Consider the following 18295-nt stretch of genomic DNA (forward strand, 5'->3'; position numbering starts at 1 on the left):
TTTAAGCCACCCAATAGTACAGCTAGAAAACAAATAACGCTTACAAAGAGACTTAAAAAAGTCCTTTATAAGCGTTATTTTTTGTCTTTAAAAAAGCCGTTTCCTAAAAAGAGGCTACTTTATCAGTACCCTCGAGAAATCAATAGCTTTTTTGTATCCTATATTTTAAGGCAAAAAAAAGAGATTACAACATTTATTGCAATCTCTTTTCTTATTTCTCAGAGAAAGTGAATTATCTTCTTCTTTCTTTGATTTTAGCTTTTTTACCTGTAAGTTCTCTGAAGTAGAAAATACGAGCTCTACGAACTTTACCTCTTTGGTTAACTTCGATTTTTTCTAAAGCTGGCATGTTAACTGGGAAGATACGCTCTACTCCAATGTTACCTGACATTTTACGGATAGTAAAAGTTTCTGTAGATCCAGAACCTCTTCTTTGGATAACTACTCCTTTGAAGAACTGAGTTCTCTTTTTTTCACCCTCTTTAATTTCGTAGTACACAGTGATAGTGTCTCCAGCTCCAAACTCAGGAAAGTCTTTCTTAGCAACTAATTCTTCTTGAACGAATTTTAATAAATCTGCCATTTTTATAATGTATAAATTGTTTTTGTCTAGGGTAACATACACGGACCTCGCCAGAGGTTAGCCCAAATCAGGTGCAAAGATAAAAAATTAAATATAAATACAAACCATAAAAATGAAATACAAAAGAATATTTTTGTGTATTTAACTTGTTGTAAGGTAGCTTGTTAGGATGTTGCTTAGCTAGGTTGTAATACAAAATAAAAATAAGTATAAGCTATTTAAGTGCATTTTATTACTATAAGGGGATAGGAAAACCTATTTTTTCCTGACGGGATTTAAGGGTCGAAAAGTGCTATTTTTTAGTTTTTTTGTAAATGTTTTATTTTAAGGGTTAAATTGATGTGTAGCTATTGTAATTAAAAGGGTTAGCATACTTTTGGTTGAGGCTTTTAATAAAAAAATAAGAAAACTTTATTCTTTTAAATTAGGGTGATTTTATTTTTTTTAGTAATTTAATACTTGCTAATCAATATGTTAACTAAAAGAGATTCTAGGAGGTATACAAAATAGTAGGTCTAAGCAGATTTTATGGTATATTAGTCAAGATTTGTACTATTTTTGCGTTCGCCTAGATGGTAGTTTTGTATAGTGTTAAGCTTCCTTTTATAGGAGGATATATTACACTGCTTTTCAAAAGGTAGAATTCCTTTATCCAATAAGCACTTCAAAGGCAATACTATAGAGTGTTAGTAGCCATGTAGTTATACTTCAAGAAAGTGTGGAGGGTATACAATATCAAAAAATAAGCTATCCTTAAAATACAAAACTCTTCTATGTAGTCCACAAATGATGGGTTTTGAGACCTTAGATCAAAAGTAAAACAGTAAAATAACTAGATAATCCTATTTGTTATGCACGAATTATCCATAGTAAAAGATATTTTCACCACTTTAGAAGAGAACTATCAGGCAAAAGTGGAGGATATCGTAAAAATTGAAATCACAGCGGGCTTACTTTCCAATGTTCAGCCTATTTTAATTCAAAATGCTTTTAATGCTTTCTTACAAGATAATGTACAAAAGTATAAAGATATGGATTTGGAAGTGGTAGTGCAAGATATTGTGGCCCATTGTAAGGTATGCCAAAAAGATTTTAAGGTGGAGTACCACCGTTTTGTTTGTCCTTGTGGGGAGCCCAGCTCTACTATTGTACAAGGAGACGAACTATTTATATCAAAAGTAATTTTCAAACAATCTTAAATAATTATAACAATGTCAAATCCTAAAAGTCTTGGAAACCGTGTAGGTTCGTTACAGTGTGATAACACTACTTTACATTTATTAAAAGCCAATGATTTTGTGGCTAACGCTATTCGCGAAAAATTAAAGGGAATATGTGTCATTAACGTATGTTCTTCTCCAGGATCTGGGAAAACTACTTTAATGCAAGAAACAGGTAAGCGCCTAGGAAAAGAGATGAATATTAGCGTTTTAGTAGGTGATCCTGAAACCGATAGAGACGCTGTGCGTATGAAAGAGGTTGGTCTTAACGCCCTACAGATTGTTACAGGTGGTATGTGTCACATTGAAGCTCAAATGATTTTACAAGCTTTAGATCATATGGACTTAAGTAACATTGACTTATTATTTATTGAAAACGTTGGTAACCTTTTATGTCCTTCTGCTTTTGATTTAGGAGAAGACTATAGAGTTACTTTATTGGCTAGTACAGAAGGAGACGATAAGCCGAAGAAATATCCAAGAATGTTTTTAACCAGTGAGTTAATGCTAGTTTCTAAGTCAGACCTTTTACCTTACGTTCCTTTTTCAGTAGAAGCTGTAACTAAAGATGCAAGAGAGGTAAATCCTAATATTGAAGTAATCACTATTAGTACTTTAAAGGGTGAAGGTATGGACCAGTGGTGTGATTGGTTAAAAGAAAGAGTTGCCCTTAAAAAGGAGCAAAGTCAAAACCTATAATATGTCTGTTTTACCTATAACTATAGATTATATAAACCCTAGCTCGTCTAGGGTTTTAGATCCTAGTATTGCAATATTGCCTATTGAATGGTTTGAGAGTCAAAAAAGCTTTTTTCTTCGAGATACTTCCGATGGAAGTAGTATCAAATTAGAGAAGAACTTTAAAGGACACTGGCAAAATGGTGATTTGTTATATAGTGGTGATCAATTGATTGCTCAAATTGCTATTCAGCCTTGTTTAACTATTTGTTTTAGTGGGTATACTCCCAGAGAATTAGTGGATTTTTCTTACTATATTGGCAATAGACATTTGCCCTTGTTTACCAATGCAGCAAAGGATTGTTTATTAGTGGGATATGATGGGAATTTATTTGAACAATTACAAAATAAATTTTTAGATAAAATTACCTTAGTACAAGAGATATTGCATCCCCATGCACTTTTGCAAAAGCAATTAAAATAAAATTTATGTACAGGAGTATCGTATTGTGTTTGTGTATTGTTGTAACTATGATTAGTTATAGTTGTAAGGATAAGGCAAAGGAGTCTCCCTTAGAGATGAAAAACCAGTATAGTGTTATAGATGCTAGTGGGCAAAGGGTTACTTTAGATACAGTAGCTATGCGTGTTGTGGTGCTTTTTGATTCTGTAGTCGATCATGTTTATATGTTAGGGGCACAGGATAAATTGGTAGGTATTCCCTCTACGGTATATCAATACACGGATAAGTTTATGTTTCTATCCTCTATAGATACTCGTATAAAGAATAAAACCATAGCCACTCCTACCTTTAATGGTAGAAGTAGTGATATGGAAATGATTTTAGCCTTAGAGCCAGATCTTGTGGTTTGTTTCAAAGATGATATTCAGAGTATTGAGCAATTAGAGACTCTTGGAGTCCCAATTTATAGAGTTTCGTCTCAAAATAAAGAAGATATTCTAGATCAGATTATAGGTCTTGGGGTGTTATTAGGTAAACAACAACGCGCTAAAGAAGTTACCAATTATGTAGAAGCTTCTTTAAAAAATATGCAGGAGTATTCTTCTGATGTAAAGAAAAAGGTGTATTACGCTTGGAGTAATAACAGAGTGTTGTCCACCTCGGGAAAAGGCACCTTGATTGATATGGTTATTGAATTAGCCGGAGCAACTAATGCTTGTCCCTTAGAATTAGAAGCGCCAAATATTGGGGCAGAATCTTTGTATTTATGGAATCCAGATCTTATTGTAGTTTGGAATACTTTACCAAGTGATGTGTATGCTATGAAGGAATTGGCATCTTTGCCTTGTGTAGAAAATAAACAAGTTTATTCTCTTGAACCTTCCTTTACCTATGATCCTCATACGGTGAAATTTTTATTATTTGCCAAACAGCTTAAACAATGGTGTTACCAAGTATGGCAACAAGATGACTTTGATAAGCAGATTAAAGAAGATATGGATTTTTTCTATTTAAAATAAAAGAGTAGATGAAGAAAATACTCCAATACAATGCCTTGTGGATAGTACCACTTGCTATTATGTTTATTTCCATCCTACTTGGATCTACTAAGAACACTACCATTGTAGAGTTTATACATTATACTAAAGAATTATTACTTAGCTCGTCCTCTAAGGCAATGAGTCCAGCGGAAACTATTTTATGGAATGTTCGATTACCAAGGGTAATACTTACTTTTCTAGTTGGGGCTTCATTGGCTAGCGCTGGAGGAGTGTTACAAGCTATTTTTCGCAATCCCATTGTAGACCCTTTTACCTTAGGTATTTCTTCAGGAGCAGCCTTTGGTGCAGCTCTTGCTATGTTATTTCCAATTATTAGTTTGAATATTTCCGCTTTTGTCTTTGGAGTGATCGCTGTGGTGTTAACCTATAGTATTTCTTACGTTGGACAAAAAGCCTCTATTGTAGGTGTGGTTTTGTCGGGTATCATTATCTCGGGAATATTTACAGCCCTATTAACTTTATTGCAGTATATCAGTGATCCTTATAAATTACAGGCCATTATTCAGTGGACAATGGGGAATTTACATACCGCCTCTTGGTCAAAGGTACAACAATCAATTTTGCCTATTGTATTAGGATTGGGTTGTATTGTAGGACTTGGCGCAAGATTAAACTTACTTTCTTTGGGAGACCAAGAAGCTAAAGCAGTGGGGATAAATCCTTTTTATTTGAAAATAATCTTGATATCAGCAGCTACTTTAATTACAGCAGCCAGTGTTGCTGCAGTTGGAGTAATTAGCCTATTTGGATTAATTGTGCCACATATTTCTAGAATGATTTATGGGCCTGATAATCGAGTTGGAGTATGGGCAAATATTTCTATAGGTGGATGTTTTTTACTCGTTATTGACTTATTCTCTCGTACAGTGATGCCTTTTGAGCTGCCTGTTGGAGTGTTTACCATGATAATAGGAGCACCTATTTTTATTTATTTGATGAAAAAAAGCTTTAATAACTTACAGCAATGATTAACTCGGCGATTATAAAACTATCCAATGTAGAATTTTCTTATGGGAAGGAGCCTATCTTAAAAAAAATAAGTGGTTCTTTTCGCAAAGGAGCTTTTAGTGTTATACTGGGTAGAAATGGCTCAGGTAAGTCTACTTTGTTTAGCGTGTTAACAGGTTTGCAAAACAAGTATAACGGTGATGTTTTTATTGATAATATACAAAGAAGAGATCTGAAAATTGGAGATAAAACCAAAGTTCGTATTGGATTTTTAAATCAATTCCACCAAGCTACCTTTCCTTTCAAAGTAAAAGATGTTCTTCTAACAGGTCGTAGTTCTTTTTTTAAATTCTCTCCACAAAAGGAGGATTTAGATATGGTAGATCATATTTTAAAGCAATTTGATTTATATCATTTAAAAGATAAGCCATATACACAGCTCTCAGGAGGGCAAAGACAATTGGTTTTGTTGTGTAGGGTTTTGGTACAACAACCAGATATTTTACTTTTAGATGAACCAACCAATCATTTGGATCTAAATTATCAAGTCAAGGTTTTGCAAGTTTTGAGAACTCTTGCTAACCAGGGTACAACTGTACTTTGTGTCATGCATGATCCTAATTTAGCTCTTATGTATGGGGATGATTTTTTTGTAATGAGAAAAGGTAATTTAGTGGATTTATCCATTTTGGATCCTCAAGAAATTCATCAGGAATTAGAGAAAACATATAAGATAAAGCTAGATTGTATCGAAAATAAAGAGCATTTATTATATTTTCCTTCTAGATAAAATGATACAAATGAGTAAAATTAATATTCAAAGAGTAGACAATAAGGATATGCCCGTTGTTTTGACCTATGTAAAGCAATTCAGGACTATTTTATTTCCGATGCTTGATTCATTAGTAGTTCCTTTTGATTTAAAAGAATTTAGTAAATATTATATAGAGTCTACAACAGGAGCTTTTTTGAAAGCTACCTTAGAGGATAATACTATTATAGGTACAATTGGTATGATGCCTTATAAGGACAGGTTTTCTTATTTGGATTATAAAGGTAGAGTATGTGTGGAAGTGGCCAGGTTATTTATAGAGCCTGAATATAGAAGAAATCACTTTGCACAAGAATTGGTTCAAACCCTAATAAAGCTTGCTAAAAAGAATGGGGTAGAAGTACTTTATTTACATACACATCCCTTTTTGCCAGGAGCTGTAGAATTCTGGCACAAACAAGGCTTTAGTACGATAAAAAAGACCCAAGAAGGAAATTTTACTACTATTCATATGGAGCTGGAATTATAAATAGGTGTAAATAAAAACCTTTAAAATTACCAATCTATTGCTCAATGAGGCATTTTTTTGAAGAAAGTGCAATTCTTGTGATTACTTATTAGATAAAATTGTATTTGTAAGGTGTTGATTTTAAACTATTTAAATAACTTTAGGTCTTGTTTTTTTTTAATACTGTATAATGTAAAGAATAGAAATGGGTTTTTATGCTATTCTAGTCAAGATTTGTACTAGACTGTAGAGTCTTTTATGGTCTATCTTTGCTAAAGAGAATAAAACAGAAATAATACAAAATTAATGACACCAAATACTTTTTTTATATCGCCAAAAGCTAAGCTTGTAGACAGTTTGTTTACAGGGGCTTTATCTCAGGTGGTGGTGTGCTTAGTATTATTTTTGGAACAAAAATTCCAAAAACAAAGGCCCTTTAGGGCTTTAAAGCTTTGGAGTTTTGTATCACTATATAGCAATCTTCGCATATATAGATTAAGGGTGAGTTGTATCACAGATCGCCTAAATTACAAACAAGGGCTTCTTTACTTTAGAGTTCTATCTAGTTTGGTCTAATTGTTTTTTTGCGTCTTACAGTCAAGAAAGGATTCTTGGGACTATTTACTTTTAAAAAAAAAATAAATATCTCAGTATCAATTCTTTGCATTTAAATGGCAAAATACGTAAATTAGATGGACAAAAACTGTCTTTTTTTTTGAGAACAAAAATTATTTTTTATTATACAAGAGATACGCTATTCGAAAATTTCGAGTGATGCTATTTCTTATTGTTTAACTATTTTTAAACTATTTCGGTATGCACTTATTACCAAGAGAAACGGAAAAACTTATGTTGCATTTGGCGGGAGAGTTAGCCAAAAAGCGTAGAGCTAGAGGATTAAAATTAAACTATCCTGAATGTATTGCCCTTATTAGTAGTGAATTACTAGAAGGAGCAAGAGACGGAAGATCTGTTGCAGAGCTAATGCAATATGGTGCAACTATTCTAACACGTGAAGATGTTATGGAGGGAGTACCAGAGATGATTCACGATGTGCAAGTAGAGGCTACATTTCCTGATGGGACTAAACTTGTAACAGTACATAATCCAATTAGATAATTAAAAAAAATCAAAATTATGGTTCCAGGAGAGTACATTTTGAAACAGGAAGATGTGATTTGTAACGAAGGTAGAGAGGTAACTACAATTACTGTAGTAAACACAGGAGATAGACCTATTCAAGTAGGTTCTCATTACCACTTTTTCGAAGTTAACAAACAGATGGAGTTTGATAGAGCGAAAGCTTTTGGAAAACGCTTAAATATCATTGCAAGTACAGCCGTTCGTTTCGAGCCAGGGGAAGAATTGGTCGTAAACTTAGTTCCTTTTGCAGGTGAACGTAAAATTTATGGTCACAATGATTTAGCAAATGGAGAAACAATTTCTGAACAAGCTAAAGTAGAGGCTTTGAAAAAAGCTGAAAAAAACTATTTTAAAAATAAGAACGTATGAGTTTAAAGGTTAATAGAGCAAATTATAGTGCGATTTTCGGTCCAACAGTTGGGGATCGCGTTCGTCTTGGAGATACGGAAGTTATCATTGAAGTAGAAAAGGATCTCTTAAGCTATGGAGATGAGTGTAAATTCGGTGGTGGAAAAACCATTCGTGATGGTATGTTACAATCTTCTACGGCATTAAATAGCCCAGAGGTTTTAGATATGGTAATCACTGGCGCAATCGTCCTAGATCACTGGGGTATTGTAAAAGGAGATATCGGAATTAAAGACGGGAAAATAGTTGGAGTAGGAAGAGCTGGAAACCCTGATACTATGGATGGAGTTAGCCCTAATATGATTATTGGAGCTGCAACTGAAGTTCACGGTGCTGCTGGAATGATTGTTACTGCTGGAGGTATTGATACCCACATTCACTATATTAGTCCTACTCAAATTGAAACAGCTTTATATAGTGGTTTAACTACTATGATTGGTGGAGGATCTGGACCTGCTGATGGTACTTTAGCAACAACAGTTACTTCAGGAAAATGGAATTTAGAGCGTATGTTCCAAGCTACAGATAATTTACCTATGAACTTTGGTTTCTTTGGGAAAGGTAATATTGGTACAGAAGAACCTATTGTTGAGTCAATAGAAGCAGGAGCTCTAGGAGTTAAGATCCACGAAGATTGGGGCGCAACTCCAGCTACAATAGATAGAGCTTTATCTGTTGCAGACAAATACGATGTTCAAGTAGCTATTCACTCCGATACGTTAAATGAGGCAGGATTTTTAGAAGATACTATGCAAGCTATTAACGGGCGTGTTATTCATACTTTCCACACAGAAGGTGCTGGAGGTGGTCACGCTCCTGATATCATTAAATCTGCTATGTATCCTAACGTACTTCCAGCTTCAACAAATCCAACTCGTCCGTTTACGAAAAATACTATTGACGAGCATTTAGATATGTTAATGGTTTGTCACCATCTAAGTAAAGATATTCCAGAGGATGTTGCTTTTGCAGACTCGCGTATTCGCCCAGAAACAATTGCAGCGGAGGATATTTTGCAAGATCGTGGAGTATTTAGTATTATGAGTTCGGATTCACAGGCAATGGGCCGCGTGGGCGAGGTTATTACTAGAACTTGGCAGACAGCCGATAAAATGAAGAAGCAATTTGGTTTGTTACCAGAAGATAAAGAAAACGACAACGATAACTTCAGAGCTAAACGCTATGTAGCTAAATATACTATCAACCCAGCTATTGCTCACGGTATTTCTAACTATGTTGGATCAATCGAGCCTGGAAAGATTGCGGATTTAGTTATTTGGAAACCAGCTTTATTTGGAGTTAAACCAGAGATGATCCTAAAAGGAGGAATGATTGCTGCTTCTAAAATGGGAGATGCAAACGGATCTATTCCAACTCCTCAACCAATCATTTTACGTTCTATGTATGCAACTTTAGGTAAAGCTGTAACTAGAACGAGCTTTACTTTTGTTTCTAAAATTTCTTTAGAAAATGGTATTAAAGAGCAATACGGAGTGGATAGAACATTATTACCTGTTGAGAACTGTAGAAATATTTCTAAAAATGATATGGTTCACAATAATGCAACACCAGAGATTATTGTTAATCCTGAAAACTACCAAGTAAGTGTAGATGGAGAGGTATTAACTTGTGCTCCTATTGATGAGGTTTCTTTAGGACAAAGATATTTCTTGTTTTAATATAATATAAAGGCCATGGTGTAGTACTAACTGCACCTTGGTTTTTTAAATTCAACCCCAGGGTAATTATGATCATTTCCAAAGCACTTTATAACGCACCTGAAAAGTTAGACGATCCAAAGGCGGATATTTTAGCTATTGAGTGGTTTTGTGCCAATAAAAGGATTCAGCGCTTAATTACACAAAATGGCCAAGAAGTTGCAATCCGTTTTTTTGGTAAAGGACAAGAATTAAAACACGGAGATGTTTTAATAGAGACTCCCAATTCTTTAGTAGTAGTACAGGTATTACCTTGCGAAACTATTGTAGTAGAATTAGAAAACCTAATGGATTTAAGCTATGTTGCCTATCAAGTTGGTAATAAGCATTTACCTTTGTTTGTTAAAGGTAATATTTTGTTTATGCCCTATGAAAGACCAATTAATAAGTGGTTATTAGAAAATGGTTTTCAACCAAAGTTACAAGAGTGCGTCTTAGAAGATAAACTCAATGCTAATGTGGATCCAAGTCATAATAAACGTTTTACTTTTAAAATGAATAAAACTATTATGTCTATTAAACAATCAAACAATGAATAATAAATTTTTAGGACGATTACTACATTTAGCGGATCCTACCTTACCAATTGGTGGATATACCCATTCCAATGGTTTGGAGACCTATGTACAAAATGGATTAGTTAAGGATAAGGATTCTGCTCAAGAATACATCAGTAACAATCTTTGGTTTAACATTAAATACAATGACGCAGCCCTTATGAAATTAGCCTACCAAGCTTGTGAAAAGGGTGATTTTCAAGCACTTTTAGATTTGGATGATGAATGCAATGCATTAAAAGGTCCAATGGAAGTTAGACTTGGAAGTCAAAAACTGGGATTGCGTTTATTTAAAATATTTTCCCGTTACCAAGAGCATGAATTCCTAAAACAATGGGCAGAACAAATTAAGCAGAATAATGTATTTAGCAATTATTGTATAATGTTTGGTATGTTTGCTTGTATAATGGAATTGCCTTTAGTGGAAGCAATGCATGCTTATTATTACAATGCTGCCATTGGTATGGTTACCAATGCGGTTAAATTAGTTCCTTTGGGACAATTAGATGGACAAGATATTTTGTACAATCTGCACGAGGAATTATGGACCTTATCCAAAGAGTCTTTGGAATTAGATCCGAGTTTAATAGGAATGAGTAATATTGGTTTTGATATACGTTGTATGCAACATGAGCATTTGTATTCAAGATTATACTTATCGTAAAAATTAATAAGAAATGGAAGATAGAAAATACGTTAAAATTGGAGTTGGAGGACCTGTTGGTTCTGGGAAAACAGCTCTATTAGAGGCTTTAAGCCGCCGATTATTAAATGAATATGATTTAGCAGTAATCACTAATGATATCTATACAAAAGAGGATGCCAAATTTATGGCTAAAAATTCCTTATTACCAGAGGATCGTATTATTGGAGTGGAAACAGGGGGCTGTCCACACACTGCTATTCGCGAAGACGCAAGTATGAATTTAGAAGCAGTTGACGAATTAGCTCGTAGATTCCCAAATTTAGAACTGATATTAATTGAAAGTGGAGGGGATAACCTTTCATCAACATATAGTCCTGATTTAGCAGATGTAACTATTTTTGTTATTGACGTTGCCGAGGGTGAAAAAATTCCGCGTAAAGGTGGGCCGGCTATTACAAGAAGTGATTTATTGTTGATCAATAAAATTGACTTAGCTCCTTATGTGGGTGCTTCTTTAGAAGTAATGGAAAACGACGCAAGAGCAATGCGTAAAGGTGCTCCTTTTATTTTCTCTAATTTAAAAACTGGAGAAGGTTTAGAGAACATCGTGGGATGGATCAAAAAATATGCTCTTTTAGAAGATATCGAGGAACCAAATTTAGTAAGATAAGGATGGTTTGTTCTTTAGAAATAAAAGTTGAAAAACGAGATGGTGGAAAGTCCTATATGAAGGATACCTATGTAACTCCACCATTTCGAATTGTACCAGTTGGTCAGTATAATAGGGATGATGCGGCTTATTTAATGATCATGAGTGTTTCTCCTGGTTTATTAGATGGGGATGATCATCAAATTAAAATCGATATGGGTAAGGATGCTACTTTGCAGCTTCAAACACAGTCTTATCAGAGATTGTTTCAAATGAAAGATAAAAGTACGCAGGTTACTCGTGTTAATATGGAGCAAGGAGCTAACTTTAGCTATGTACCTCACCCGGTTGTGCCTCAAAATTTGTCTACCTTTATAAGTGAAAATATAATTCATATGAGTAAGGAGTCTCATTTTTTATTAAGTGATATTATTACTTGCGGAAGAAAGGGGTCAGGAGAGGTTTTTCAATATAATCATTTTCAAAATCTCACTAAAATTTATGTTGATGGCAAAATGGTGGTAAAGGATAATGTTTTACTCCAGCCTAAAGAAATGCCAATTTCAAGTATTGGACTCTTAGAAGGTTTTACTCACCAGGGTACTTTATTATATTACAATACCAAAGAAGTTGATGTTCTTGCTTATATTGAGTATTTTCACCAGTGTTATAAAGATAAAGATAATATTGAGTTTGGAATAAGTCAATTACAAGGAGATGGATTTATTATTCGTATTTTAGGTAATGGTGCTGAGATTATATTTAGCATTTTCAAGGAAGTTCAACAAAAGTTATGGGAAGAGCAATTTTTACTACAACGCAAATAAGCTCTTTTTGTATCGACACGCTAACATAGCATCATGAAACAGTACATGATAGACATTTACAAATCTTTGTTTAAAGGATTTGGACAAATTATGCTCCAAGCAAATATCTTTACGGGGTTATTGTTTTTTGCAGCCATTTTATACGATTCCACCATAATGGCCTTAGGAGGAGTAGTGGCCAATTTAGTGGCCATTTTTACAGCGAAAATTTTAGGCTACCACAAGCATAATATTGAGCAAGGCTTATACGGATTTAACGCTAGTTTAATAGGTATTTCCACTTTCTTTTATTTCGAACCCAGTCCAGGAGTTTGGATGATTATAATTATTGCATCAATTTTATCCACTTTAATGATGCGTTACGCTTTGGAGAGGGATTTACCTGCATATACCTTCCCTTTTGTGCTAGCTAGTTGGGGAATTATATTTTTCTTAAGTATTCCTGCCTTTGGATTTAAAGCGGTTCCGACTCATTTTGAGCAGGTAGAAGAGATAGATGATATTTTAATTCAAGGCCATGCCTTTGGACAAGTTATTTTCAATGGTAGCCCCATGGCCGGATTAATATTCTTTGTTGGAGTGTTTATCTCTAGTCCAATTAAAGCTTTATATGCCTTTGCTGCCGTAGTTATAAGTATTTATATTTCTCATAGTTTGAATGCTCCAGAGGAGTTAATACAACAAGGCGTATTTAGTTTCAACGCTGTTTTATGTGGAATTGCTATGGGAGGAAATAATGTTAGAGATGGAATTTATGTGTTAATCTCCATTTTTATAGCCACAGTAGTGGATATCTATTTAATTGAATGGGGAGTAACTACTCTAACTTTCCCTTTTGTATTATCTATGTGGTTTATGTTTCCAATTAAAAGGATTGATAATTGGTTCGCTAAAACAATTAGTTTGTTTACCTAGTGTTAACCTATAATATACTATTTGCTTTAGTTTGTCTTTAGCGTGTATCTTTACCGATCAAGACAATCTAAGAGTAATTAGATTTAATTTAGCATACAATGTCAAAGAATTCGATTCAGATTTTAAATAATTTTCAATATAAGAAGATGTTTTTACCCAAAGTAGATAAAGCTATTTTGGATAATAAAAGTATCATTCAAATTTATCGTTTAGAAGATTATCTACAAGGTATTGTTATGCCTGTGGTGCCCTATCGTACTACTTTTAACTTTATGATTCTTTTAACTAATGGAACCATGACTCAGTATTTAGATAGTGGAGCTTATAATTTGAAAGCTGGAGAGGTAATAAACGTTAGAAGTGGTAATATAACTGCCACTTTATCGATCTCTAGTGATATCGAAGGTTTTTTCATAGCTTATGAGAATGAGGTTATTACTGATATTGCCTTGGGTAGTAATGATATAAAATTCTTTACAATGAATCCTTACATTGTTTTAAGTAAGACTAATGCAAAATGGATCAAAAAGCTTTTACTTTTATTTGAACAAGAACTCCACAGTGCCAATCAAGAAATGGAGGTATGTGTTTCTTTAATGCATACCATTTTATTAAAAATTATTCGTGTAGATATTGAATTAAAAACTCCTATGACAAGACAGTTAGATATTGCTTTTCGTTTCAGAGAGTTTGTTCAGCGTTTTCACATCGATCATAAGAATGTTTTGTTCTATGCAAACCTTTTACACATTAGTGAAAATTACTTAAATAAATGTGTGAAGGAGGCTACTAATAAGCCCCCGAAACAATGGATTAATGAGATTAGTATTTTACATTCTCAAATTCTTTTACAAGATAAGAGTAGGGATATTGCAGGTATTGCCTTTGAACTTAACTATAATTCGGCTTCTTATTTTACGCGTTTGTTTAAAAAAGTAACCGGATATTCTCCAAGTGATTATAGGAAAAATAAATTTTTATCCTAAAAATAGATTATTTTCTTTTTCATAACTAGTTAATTGTGCTGTCTATTGCTTGTCAATAGGCAGTTTTTTTTTGTCCTAATACTTAAACAATCAAAAAAAGCCCCTTAGAGCCTATCATTTAGTCTAAGAGGCATTTTATTTAACTCCCCATGTTAAGCTTATTTATGACGATCTAATAAATCTGGTCGTCTATTTTGTGTATGGTCGTAAGCTTTTTGTTCTCTCCATTTTTCAATTTCAGGAAAGTTTCCGCTTAAAAGTATCTTTGGTACATCCCAACCTTTATAGCTAGCAGGTCTAGTATAAATTGGTGGGGCTAATAAATCATCTTGAAAAGAATCTGTTAGTGCAGAAGTTTCATTGCTTAATACTCCTGGGATTAAACGGATAATGGCATCACAAAGTATTGCAGCACCTAATTCTCCTCCTGATAATACATAATCTCCTACAGAAATCTCTTTGGTTATAAAATGATCTCTTACTCTTTGATCAACTCCTTTGTAGTGACCACAAAGTATAATGATATTTTTTAGCAAAGACATACTATTGGCCATTTGCTGGTTTAAGGTTTCTCCATCAGGACTCATGTAAATAACATGGTCGTATTCTCTTTGGGATTTTAAATGGCTAATACAGCGATCAATTGGCTCTATACTCATTACCATTCCAGCACCTCCACCAAATTGGTAATCATCCACATTTTTATGCTTATTAGTACTATAATCACGTAAGTTATGGAAGTGTACTTCTACTAAATCCTTAGCAATAGCTCTTTTTAAAATCGAAGCTTCAAAGGGACTACGGATTAATTCAGGTACAACTGAAATGATATCTATGCGCATATTGTTTATTCTTTTTACAAAGGTACAATGCTATTTTTTAATGTGCAAAAAAGCCTTGTTTTACTCTAAGACTTTACTTATAATCTTTAAAATTTTGGACAGATAAAAATTACCTGAAATGGAAGATTTTTCCAAAATAATTACGCTTTTTTTTCTTGTCTAGTTTTTATAGAAGCCCTAGGTTTGTACTATGAGTTTAAGTAAGAGTAATGTTTTATTTATGGCCTGTGTAACAGGTCTTATTGTTGCCAATCTATACTATTGTCAACCCCTTGTTCCACTGATCGCCGAAGAATTTGGTATTTCTCAAGCAAGGGCTGGTTCTTTAACCTATCTAACCCAAGGTGGGTATGCATTAGGAATTTTATTAATGATTCCTCTTGGAGATAAATTAGAACGAAAAAGCCAAATAAGTATTACTGCCATTTTAGCAGCCACTTGTTTATTTCTAAGCGCTTTTGTATCTGATTTTTTAGTCTTGCAAATTGTAAGTTTTGCTCTTGGAATGTTTTCTATAGTACCTCAGTTGCTTTTGCCAATGGCAGCCAGTTTGTCTAATGAACAACAAAGAGGCAAGGTCATAGGTACAGTTGTTTCTGGGCTTTTAATTGGAATTTTGTTTTCTAGGACCTTAAGTGGCTTTATAGGTCAATGGATTGGTTATAGAGGAATGTTCTTGACAGCTGGTTGTATAGGTGTAGTTTTAGTAATTTTTATCGGTCTTTTATTACCAAAAGATAGACCGGATTTTAAAGGTAATATTTCCTCTTTATATACTTCTTTATATACTTTAATAAGACAAGAGCCTGTTCTTAGACATGCTACGATAATTTCTAGTTTAGCCTTTGCTCAATTTGGTGCATTTTGGACTACTATGGTTTTGCTTTTAGCCAATAGTCCGTTTAATTATGATTCTGCCATTATTGGTTCTTTTGGATTAATTGGTGCCGTTGGTGCTTTTGCTGCTCCTTTAGTTGGAAAAATTGGTCATAGTGGCTCGGCTAGTACTTTAATTCAATACGGTATTGTGTTAACCCTTTTGAGTTTTATCGTTTTTTCCTTGTCTTCTAGTAGTTTATGGGGAGTGATTATAGGTATTATTCTTATTGATTTGGGACTTCAAACGGTACATGTATCTAATCAAACGAGAATTTATGCTTTGTCGCCAATGGCACGTAATAGAATTAATACTGTCTATATGTCATTTAGTTTCCTTGGAACGGCCTTTGGCTCAGCTTTTGGTTTAGGACTATATAATCATTTTGGTTGGATAGGATTGTGTATGGGAGGTATTAGTTTATCGCTAATTTCTTATATATTCTTTCTATATTCCAAAAAGAATAATTAAATTTAAATAAAATTAAAGAAGTTAAAATTTAAAATAGATAATAATGGAAAACGGTATTTACGCAAAATTTAATACATCTAAAGGAGAAGTTTTAGTAAAACTTACAGAGGATAAAACCCCTGGAACAGTAGGGAACTTCGTTGCTTTAGCAGAAGGAAACTTAGAGAATACAGCTCGTAAACAAGGAGAACCTTACTATGATGGATTAAAATTCCACCGTGTGATTCCTGACTTTATGATCCAAGGAGGTTGTCCTCAAGGAAGTGGTTCAGGTGGACCTGGATACAACTTTGATGATGAATTTCACCCAGAATTAACTCATGATGCTCCTGGAGTTTTATCTATGGCTAATGCTGGACCTGGAACAAACGGATCTCAATTCTTCATCACTCACGTTGCTACACCTTGGTTAGATGGTAAACACACTGTATTTGGTAAAGTAGTAGAAGGACAAGATATTGTAGATGCAATTGCACAAGGAGATTCTATTGAGTCTATCGAGATTGTTAGAGTAGGAGAAGAAGCTCAAAACTGGAATGCAGTAGAGGCTTTTCGTAACTTTGAAGGAGATAGAGCTAAGAGATTAGAAGGAGCAAGAAAAGAAGCAGATGCAGCTGTAGATGCAATTGCTCAAGGTTTCCAAAAAACACCAAGTGGATTACGTTACCAAATGATCGTAGAGGGAACTGGTAAGGCTGCTGAAAAAGGAAAAACAGTTTCTGTACACTATAAAGGTGCTTTAGCTGATGGAACAGAGTTTGACAATTCTTACTCAAGAAAAAAACCAATTGAATTCCCATTAGGACAAGGATATGTGATTGAAGGATGGGATGAAGGTATCTCTTTATTAAAAGTAGGAGATAAAGCTAGATTTGTAATTCCTTCTTATTTAGGATATGGAGAAAACGGAGCTGGAGGAGTTATTCCACCAAATGCAACTTTAGTTTTCGACGTAGAATTAATGGATGTAAAATAAACTACAAGTAATAGAAACTCTCAACTTTTAGTTGGGAGTTTTTTTTAGAATATTATTATCTATGAGACAAGAATTAGAGCGGGTTTATGCCCAAATCGCTCCTTATATTCATCATACTCCTATTATGGAGAGTGGTCATATTGAAAATTTTCTAGGAAATGATTTGTATTTTAAATGTGAAAATTTTCAAAGAGCAGGTTCTGTTAAACTAAGGGGTGCTATTAATGCTTTGTTGCAATTAAGTGAAGAACAAAGAAAAAAAGGAGTAGTGACACATTCTTCGGGTAACTTTGCCCAAGCCTTGGCTTTAGCATCTAAGGTACTAAATATAGAGTGCTCTCTTGTTATGCCTTCTGAGGCTCCTTTAGTTAAACGCAATGCTGTTTTAATGTATGGAGGTAGAATTATTGATTCTTTAGCTACAATGGAATCTAGGGAGAGAATTTGTAATAGTATTATCGCAGAAACAGGTGCAACCTTTATAGACCCAGCCAATAATAGGGATGTTATCTTAGGAGAAAGCTCTGCTACTGCTGAATTATTAGCTATGCATCCTGATCTAGATGCTATTATAGTTCCTGTAGGTGGTGGAAGCCTACTTTCTAGTACTATTTTAGCGTGTAAAGCTTTTGGTAAGGAGTCTATTGAGGTTTATGGTGGTGAACCTCAGGAAGTAGACGATGCATATCGTTCTTTACAAATGGACTGTATCCAAAGTAACTTAACGATAGATACCATGGCTGATGCTCTGTGTGGTGAATTAGGTGAGTTGACTTTTGATATTATCAAAGATGGAGTGAAGGAAATTATTTGTATTCGTGAGAATGAAATAATTTCCTCTATGCGCTTGATTTGGGAACGCATGAAAATTATCGTGGAGCCAAGTAGTGCTGTAGCTCTAGCAGCCTTAATAAAAGAGAGGCCAATGTTTCAAGGAAAAAAAATAGGCATTATTCTCTCTGGAGGAAATGTTGATTTAGATAATTTACCTTTCGAAGATCAGTAAATATCTTGATAATAGGTATAGAAAAACCCCTGTAGATAAAT

At 34.0% G+C, this 18295-nt stretch carries 21 protein-coding genes; 19 read left to right on the plus strand and 2 right to left on the minus strand.

All coding sequences use genetic code 11. The features are described from left to right. Positions 1-232: 232 nt before the first annotated feature. Positions 233-583, minus strand: a complete 351-nt coding sequence (rplS, locus tag ACYSNX_RS04925; protein ID WP_461753575.1) for a 50S ribosomal protein L19 — start codon at positions 581-583, stop codon at positions 233-235. An 851-nt stretch (positions 584-1434) separates the two neighbouring features. Here rplS and ACYSNX_RS04930 point away from each other — a divergent pair. From ACYSNX_RS04930 to ACYSNX_RS05005, 16 genes are all read left to right on the plus strand, one after another. Then, a complete protein-coding gene (locus ACYSNX_RS04930; RefSeq protein WP_461753576.1) occupies positions 1435-1782 on the plus strand; it encodes a hydrogenase maturation nickel metallochaperone HypA/HybF in 348 nt (115 codons plus the stop codon). A gap of 12 nt (positions 1783-1794) precedes the next feature. Continuing rightward, the gene (gene hypB / locus ACYSNX_RS04935) at positions 1795-2502 is read left to right on the plus strand and encodes a hydrogenase nickel incorporation protein HypB (protein WP_461753577.1); all 708 of its coding nucleotides are present in this window, start codon (positions 1795-1797) and stop codon (positions 2500-2502) included. A 1-nt stretch (position 2503) separates the two neighbouring features. After that, positions 2504-2965 carry an urease accessory protein UreE gene (locus ACYSNX_RS04940; protein WP_461753578.1) on the plus strand — a complete coding sequence of 154 codons (462 nt, stop codon included), beginning with the start codon at positions 2504-2506 and terminating at the stop codon, positions 2963-2965. A gap of 5 nt (positions 2966-2970) precedes the next feature. Beyond that, complete coding sequence (locus ACYSNX_RS04945; protein ID WP_461753579.1) at positions 2971-3963, plus strand: ABC transporter substrate-binding protein; 993 nt, start codon at positions 2971-2973, stop codon at positions 3961-3963. A gap of 8 nt (positions 3964-3971) precedes the next feature. Continuing rightward, the gene (locus ACYSNX_RS04950) at positions 3972-4973 is read left to right on the plus strand and encodes a FecCD family ABC transporter permease (protein ID WP_461753580.1); all 1002 of its coding nucleotides are present in this window, start codon (positions 3972-3974) and stop codon (positions 4971-4973) included. Further along, entirely contained in the window at positions 4970-5743 is a 774-nt protein-coding gene (locus tag ACYSNX_RS04955) for an ABC transporter ATP-binding protein (protein ID WP_461753581.1), read from the plus strand. Before ACYSNX_RS04950 ends, ACYSNX_RS04955 begins: the two co-directional genes overlap by 4 nt. A gap of 10 nt (positions 5744-5753) precedes the next feature. Next, positions 5754-6254, plus strand: coding sequence for a GNAT family N-acetyltransferase (locus ACYSNX_RS04960; RefSeq protein ID WP_461753582.1), 501 nt, complete (start codon positions 5754-5756; stop codon positions 6252-6254). A 795-nt stretch (positions 6255-7049) separates the two neighbouring features. Next, on the plus strand, positions 7050-7352 hold the full coding sequence (gene ureA / locus ACYSNX_RS04965; RefSeq protein ID WP_461753583.1) for an urease subunit gamma: 303 nt from the start codon (positions 7050-7052) through the stop codon (positions 7350-7352). 18 nt (positions 7353-7370) lie between these two features. Then, positions 7371-7745, plus strand: coding sequence for an urease subunit beta (ureB, locus tag ACYSNX_RS04970; protein WP_461753584.1), 375 nt, complete (start codon positions 7371-7373; stop codon positions 7743-7745). Next, on the plus strand, positions 7742-9463 hold the full coding sequence (gene ureC / locus ACYSNX_RS04975) for an urease subunit alpha (RefSeq protein WP_461753585.1): 1722 nt from the start codon (positions 7742-7744) through the stop codon (positions 9461-9463). The genes ureB and ureC overlap by 4 nt, the downstream gene beginning before the upstream one ends. A 68-nt stretch (positions 9464-9531) precedes the next feature. Next, positions 9532-10041 carry an urease accessory protein UreE gene (locus ACYSNX_RS04980; RefSeq protein ID WP_461753586.1) on the plus strand — a complete coding sequence of 170 codons (510 nt, stop codon included), beginning with the start codon at positions 9532-9534 and terminating at the stop codon, positions 10039-10041. Next, on the plus strand, positions 10034-10723 hold the full coding sequence (locus tag ACYSNX_RS04985; RefSeq protein ID WP_461753587.1) for an urease accessory protein UreF: 690 nt from the start codon (positions 10034-10036) through the stop codon (positions 10721-10723). The genes ACYSNX_RS04980 and ACYSNX_RS04985 overlap by 8 nt, the downstream gene beginning before the upstream one ends. 13 nt (positions 10724-10736) lie before the next feature. Then, entirely contained in the window at positions 10737-11375 is a 639-nt protein-coding gene (gene ureG, locus ACYSNX_RS04990; RefSeq protein ID WP_461753588.1) for an urease accessory protein UreG, read from the plus strand. Positions 11376-11377: 2 nt separating this feature from the next. After that, on the plus strand, positions 11378-12181 hold the full coding sequence (locus ACYSNX_RS04995) for an urease accessory protein UreD (RefSeq protein WP_461753589.1): 804 nt from the start codon (positions 11378-11380) through the stop codon (positions 12179-12181). Positions 12182-12214: 33 nt separating this feature from the next. Next, positions 12215-13096 (plus strand): urea transporter, encoded by an 882-nt coding sequence (locus tag ACYSNX_RS05000; RefSeq protein WP_461753590.1) that lies wholly within the window; start codon positions 12215-12217, stop codon positions 13094-13096. A gap of 98 nt (positions 13097-13194) precedes the next feature. Further along, the gene (locus tag ACYSNX_RS05005) at positions 13195-14082 is read left to right on the plus strand and encodes a helix-turn-helix domain-containing protein (protein WP_461753591.1); all 888 of its coding nucleotides are present in this window, start codon (positions 13195-13197) and stop codon (positions 14080-14082) included. A 158-nt stretch (positions 14083-14240) separates the two neighbouring features. On the opposite strand, the gene trmD is transcribed toward ACYSNX_RS05005, so the two are convergent. Continuing rightward, on the minus strand, positions 14241-14924 hold the full coding sequence (gene trmD / locus ACYSNX_RS05010; RefSeq protein ID WP_461753592.1) for a tRNA (guanosine(37)-N1)-methyltransferase TrmD: 684 nt from the start codon (positions 14922-14924) through the stop codon (positions 14241-14243). Positions 14925-15114: 190 nt separating this feature from the next. On the opposite strand from trmD, the gene ACYSNX_RS05015 reads away from it, so the two are divergent. The 3 genes from ACYSNX_RS05015 (at position 15115) to ACYSNX_RS05025 (ending at position 18254) form a co-directional block, all read left to right on the plus strand. Next, positions 15115-16272 carry an MFS transporter gene (locus ACYSNX_RS05015; RefSeq protein WP_461753593.1) on the plus strand — a complete coding sequence of 386 codons (1158 nt, stop codon included), beginning with the start codon at positions 15115-15117 and terminating at the stop codon, positions 16270-16272. 43 nt (positions 16273-16315) lie between these two features. Continuing rightward, positions 16316-17248 carry a peptidylprolyl isomerase gene (locus ACYSNX_RS05020; protein ID WP_461753594.1) on the plus strand — a complete coding sequence of 311 codons (933 nt, stop codon included), beginning with the start codon at positions 16316-16318 and terminating at the stop codon, positions 17246-17248. Between the two features lie 61 nt (positions 17249-17309). Further along, complete coding sequence (locus ACYSNX_RS05025) at positions 17310-18254, plus strand: threonine ammonia-lyase (protein WP_461753595.1); 945 nt, start codon at positions 17310-17312, stop codon at positions 18252-18254. Positions 18255-18295: the final 41 nt, after the last annotated feature.

This window comes from Myroides sp. LJL115, from assembly GCF_054871665.1.

What these genes read in the sequence shown, in the direction of transcription:
- ureC (WP_461753585.1), top strand. Translation starts at nt 7,742, where the DNA reads ATGAGTTTAAAGGTTAATAGAGCAAATTATAGTGCGATTTTCGGTCCA.
- ACYSNX_RS05015 (WP_461753593.1), top strand. Translation starts at nt 15,115, where the DNA reads ATGAGTTTAAGTAAGAGTAATGTTTTATTTATGGCCTGTGTAACAGGT.
- ACYSNX_RS04930 (WP_461753576.1), top strand. Translation starts at nt 1,435, where the DNA reads ATGCACGAATTATCCATAGTAAAAGATATTTTCACCACTTTAGAAGAG.
- ureG (WP_461753588.1), top strand. Translation starts at nt 10,737, where the DNA reads ATGGAAGATAGAAAATACGTTAAAATTGGAGTTGGAGGACCTGTTGGT.
- ACYSNX_RS05025 (WP_461753595.1), top strand. Translation starts at nt 17,310, where the DNA reads ATGAGACAAGAATTAGAGCGGGTTTATGCCCAAATCGCTCCTTATATT.
- ACYSNX_RS04945 (WP_461753579.1), top strand. Translation starts at nt 2,971, where the DNA reads ATGTACAGGAGTATCGTATTGTGTTTGTGTATTGTTGTAACTATGATT.
- rplS (WP_461753575.1), bottom strand. Translation starts at nt 583, where the DNA reads ATGGCAGATTTATTAAAATTCGTTCAAGAAGAATTAGTTGCTAAGAAA.
- ACYSNX_RS04960 (WP_461753582.1), top strand. Translation starts at nt 5,754, where the DNA reads ATGAGTAAAATTAATATTCAAAGAGTAGACAATAAGGATATGCCCGTT.
- ACYSNX_RS04980 (WP_461753586.1), top strand. Translation starts at nt 9,532, where the DNA reads ATGATCATTTCCAAAGCACTTTATAACGCACCTGAAAAGTTAGACGAT.
- ACYSNX_RS04985 (WP_461753587.1), top strand. Translation starts at nt 10,034, where the DNA reads ATGAATAATAAATTTTTAGGACGATTACTACATTTAGCGGATCCTACC.
- ureB (WP_461753584.1), top strand. Translation starts at nt 7,371, where the DNA reads ATGGTTCCAGGAGAGTACATTTTGAAACAGGAAGATGTGATTTGTAAC.
- hypB (WP_461753577.1), top strand. Translation starts at nt 1,795, where the DNA reads ATGTCAAATCCTAAAAGTCTTGGAAACCGTGTAGGTTCGTTACAGTGT.
- ureA (WP_461753583.1), top strand. Translation starts at nt 7,050, where the DNA reads ATGCACTTATTACCAAGAGAAACGGAAAAACTTATGTTGCATTTGGCG.
- ACYSNX_RS04950 (WP_461753580.1), top strand. Translation starts at nt 3,972, where the DNA reads ATGAAGAAAATACTCCAATACAATGCCTTGTGGATAGTACCACTTGCT.
- ACYSNX_RS04955 (WP_461753581.1), top strand. Translation starts at nt 4,970, where the DNA reads ATGATTAACTCGGCGATTATAAAACTATCCAATGTAGAATTTTCTTAT.
- ACYSNX_RS05020 (WP_461753594.1), top strand. Translation starts at nt 16,316, where the DNA reads ATGGAAAACGGTATTTACGCAAAATTTAATACATCTAAAGGAGAAGTT.
- ACYSNX_RS05000 (WP_461753590.1), top strand. Translation starts at nt 12,215, where the DNA reads ATGAAACAGTACATGATAGACATTTACAAATCTTTGTTTAAAGGATTT.
- ACYSNX_RS04995 (WP_461753589.1), top strand. Translation starts at nt 11,378, where the DNA reads ATGGTTTGTTCTTTAGAAATAAAAGTTGAAAAACGAGATGGTGGAAAG.
- ACYSNX_RS04940 (WP_461753578.1), top strand. Translation starts at nt 2,504, where the DNA reads ATGTCTGTTTTACCTATAACTATAGATTATATAAACCCTAGCTCGTCT.
- ACYSNX_RS05005 (WP_461753591.1), top strand. Translation starts at nt 13,195, where the DNA reads ATGTCAAAGAATTCGATTCAGATTTTAAATAATTTTCAATATAAGAAG.
- trmD (WP_461753592.1), bottom strand. Translation starts at nt 14,924, where the DNA reads ATGCGCATAGATATCATTTCAGTTGTACCTGAATTAATCCGTAGTCCC.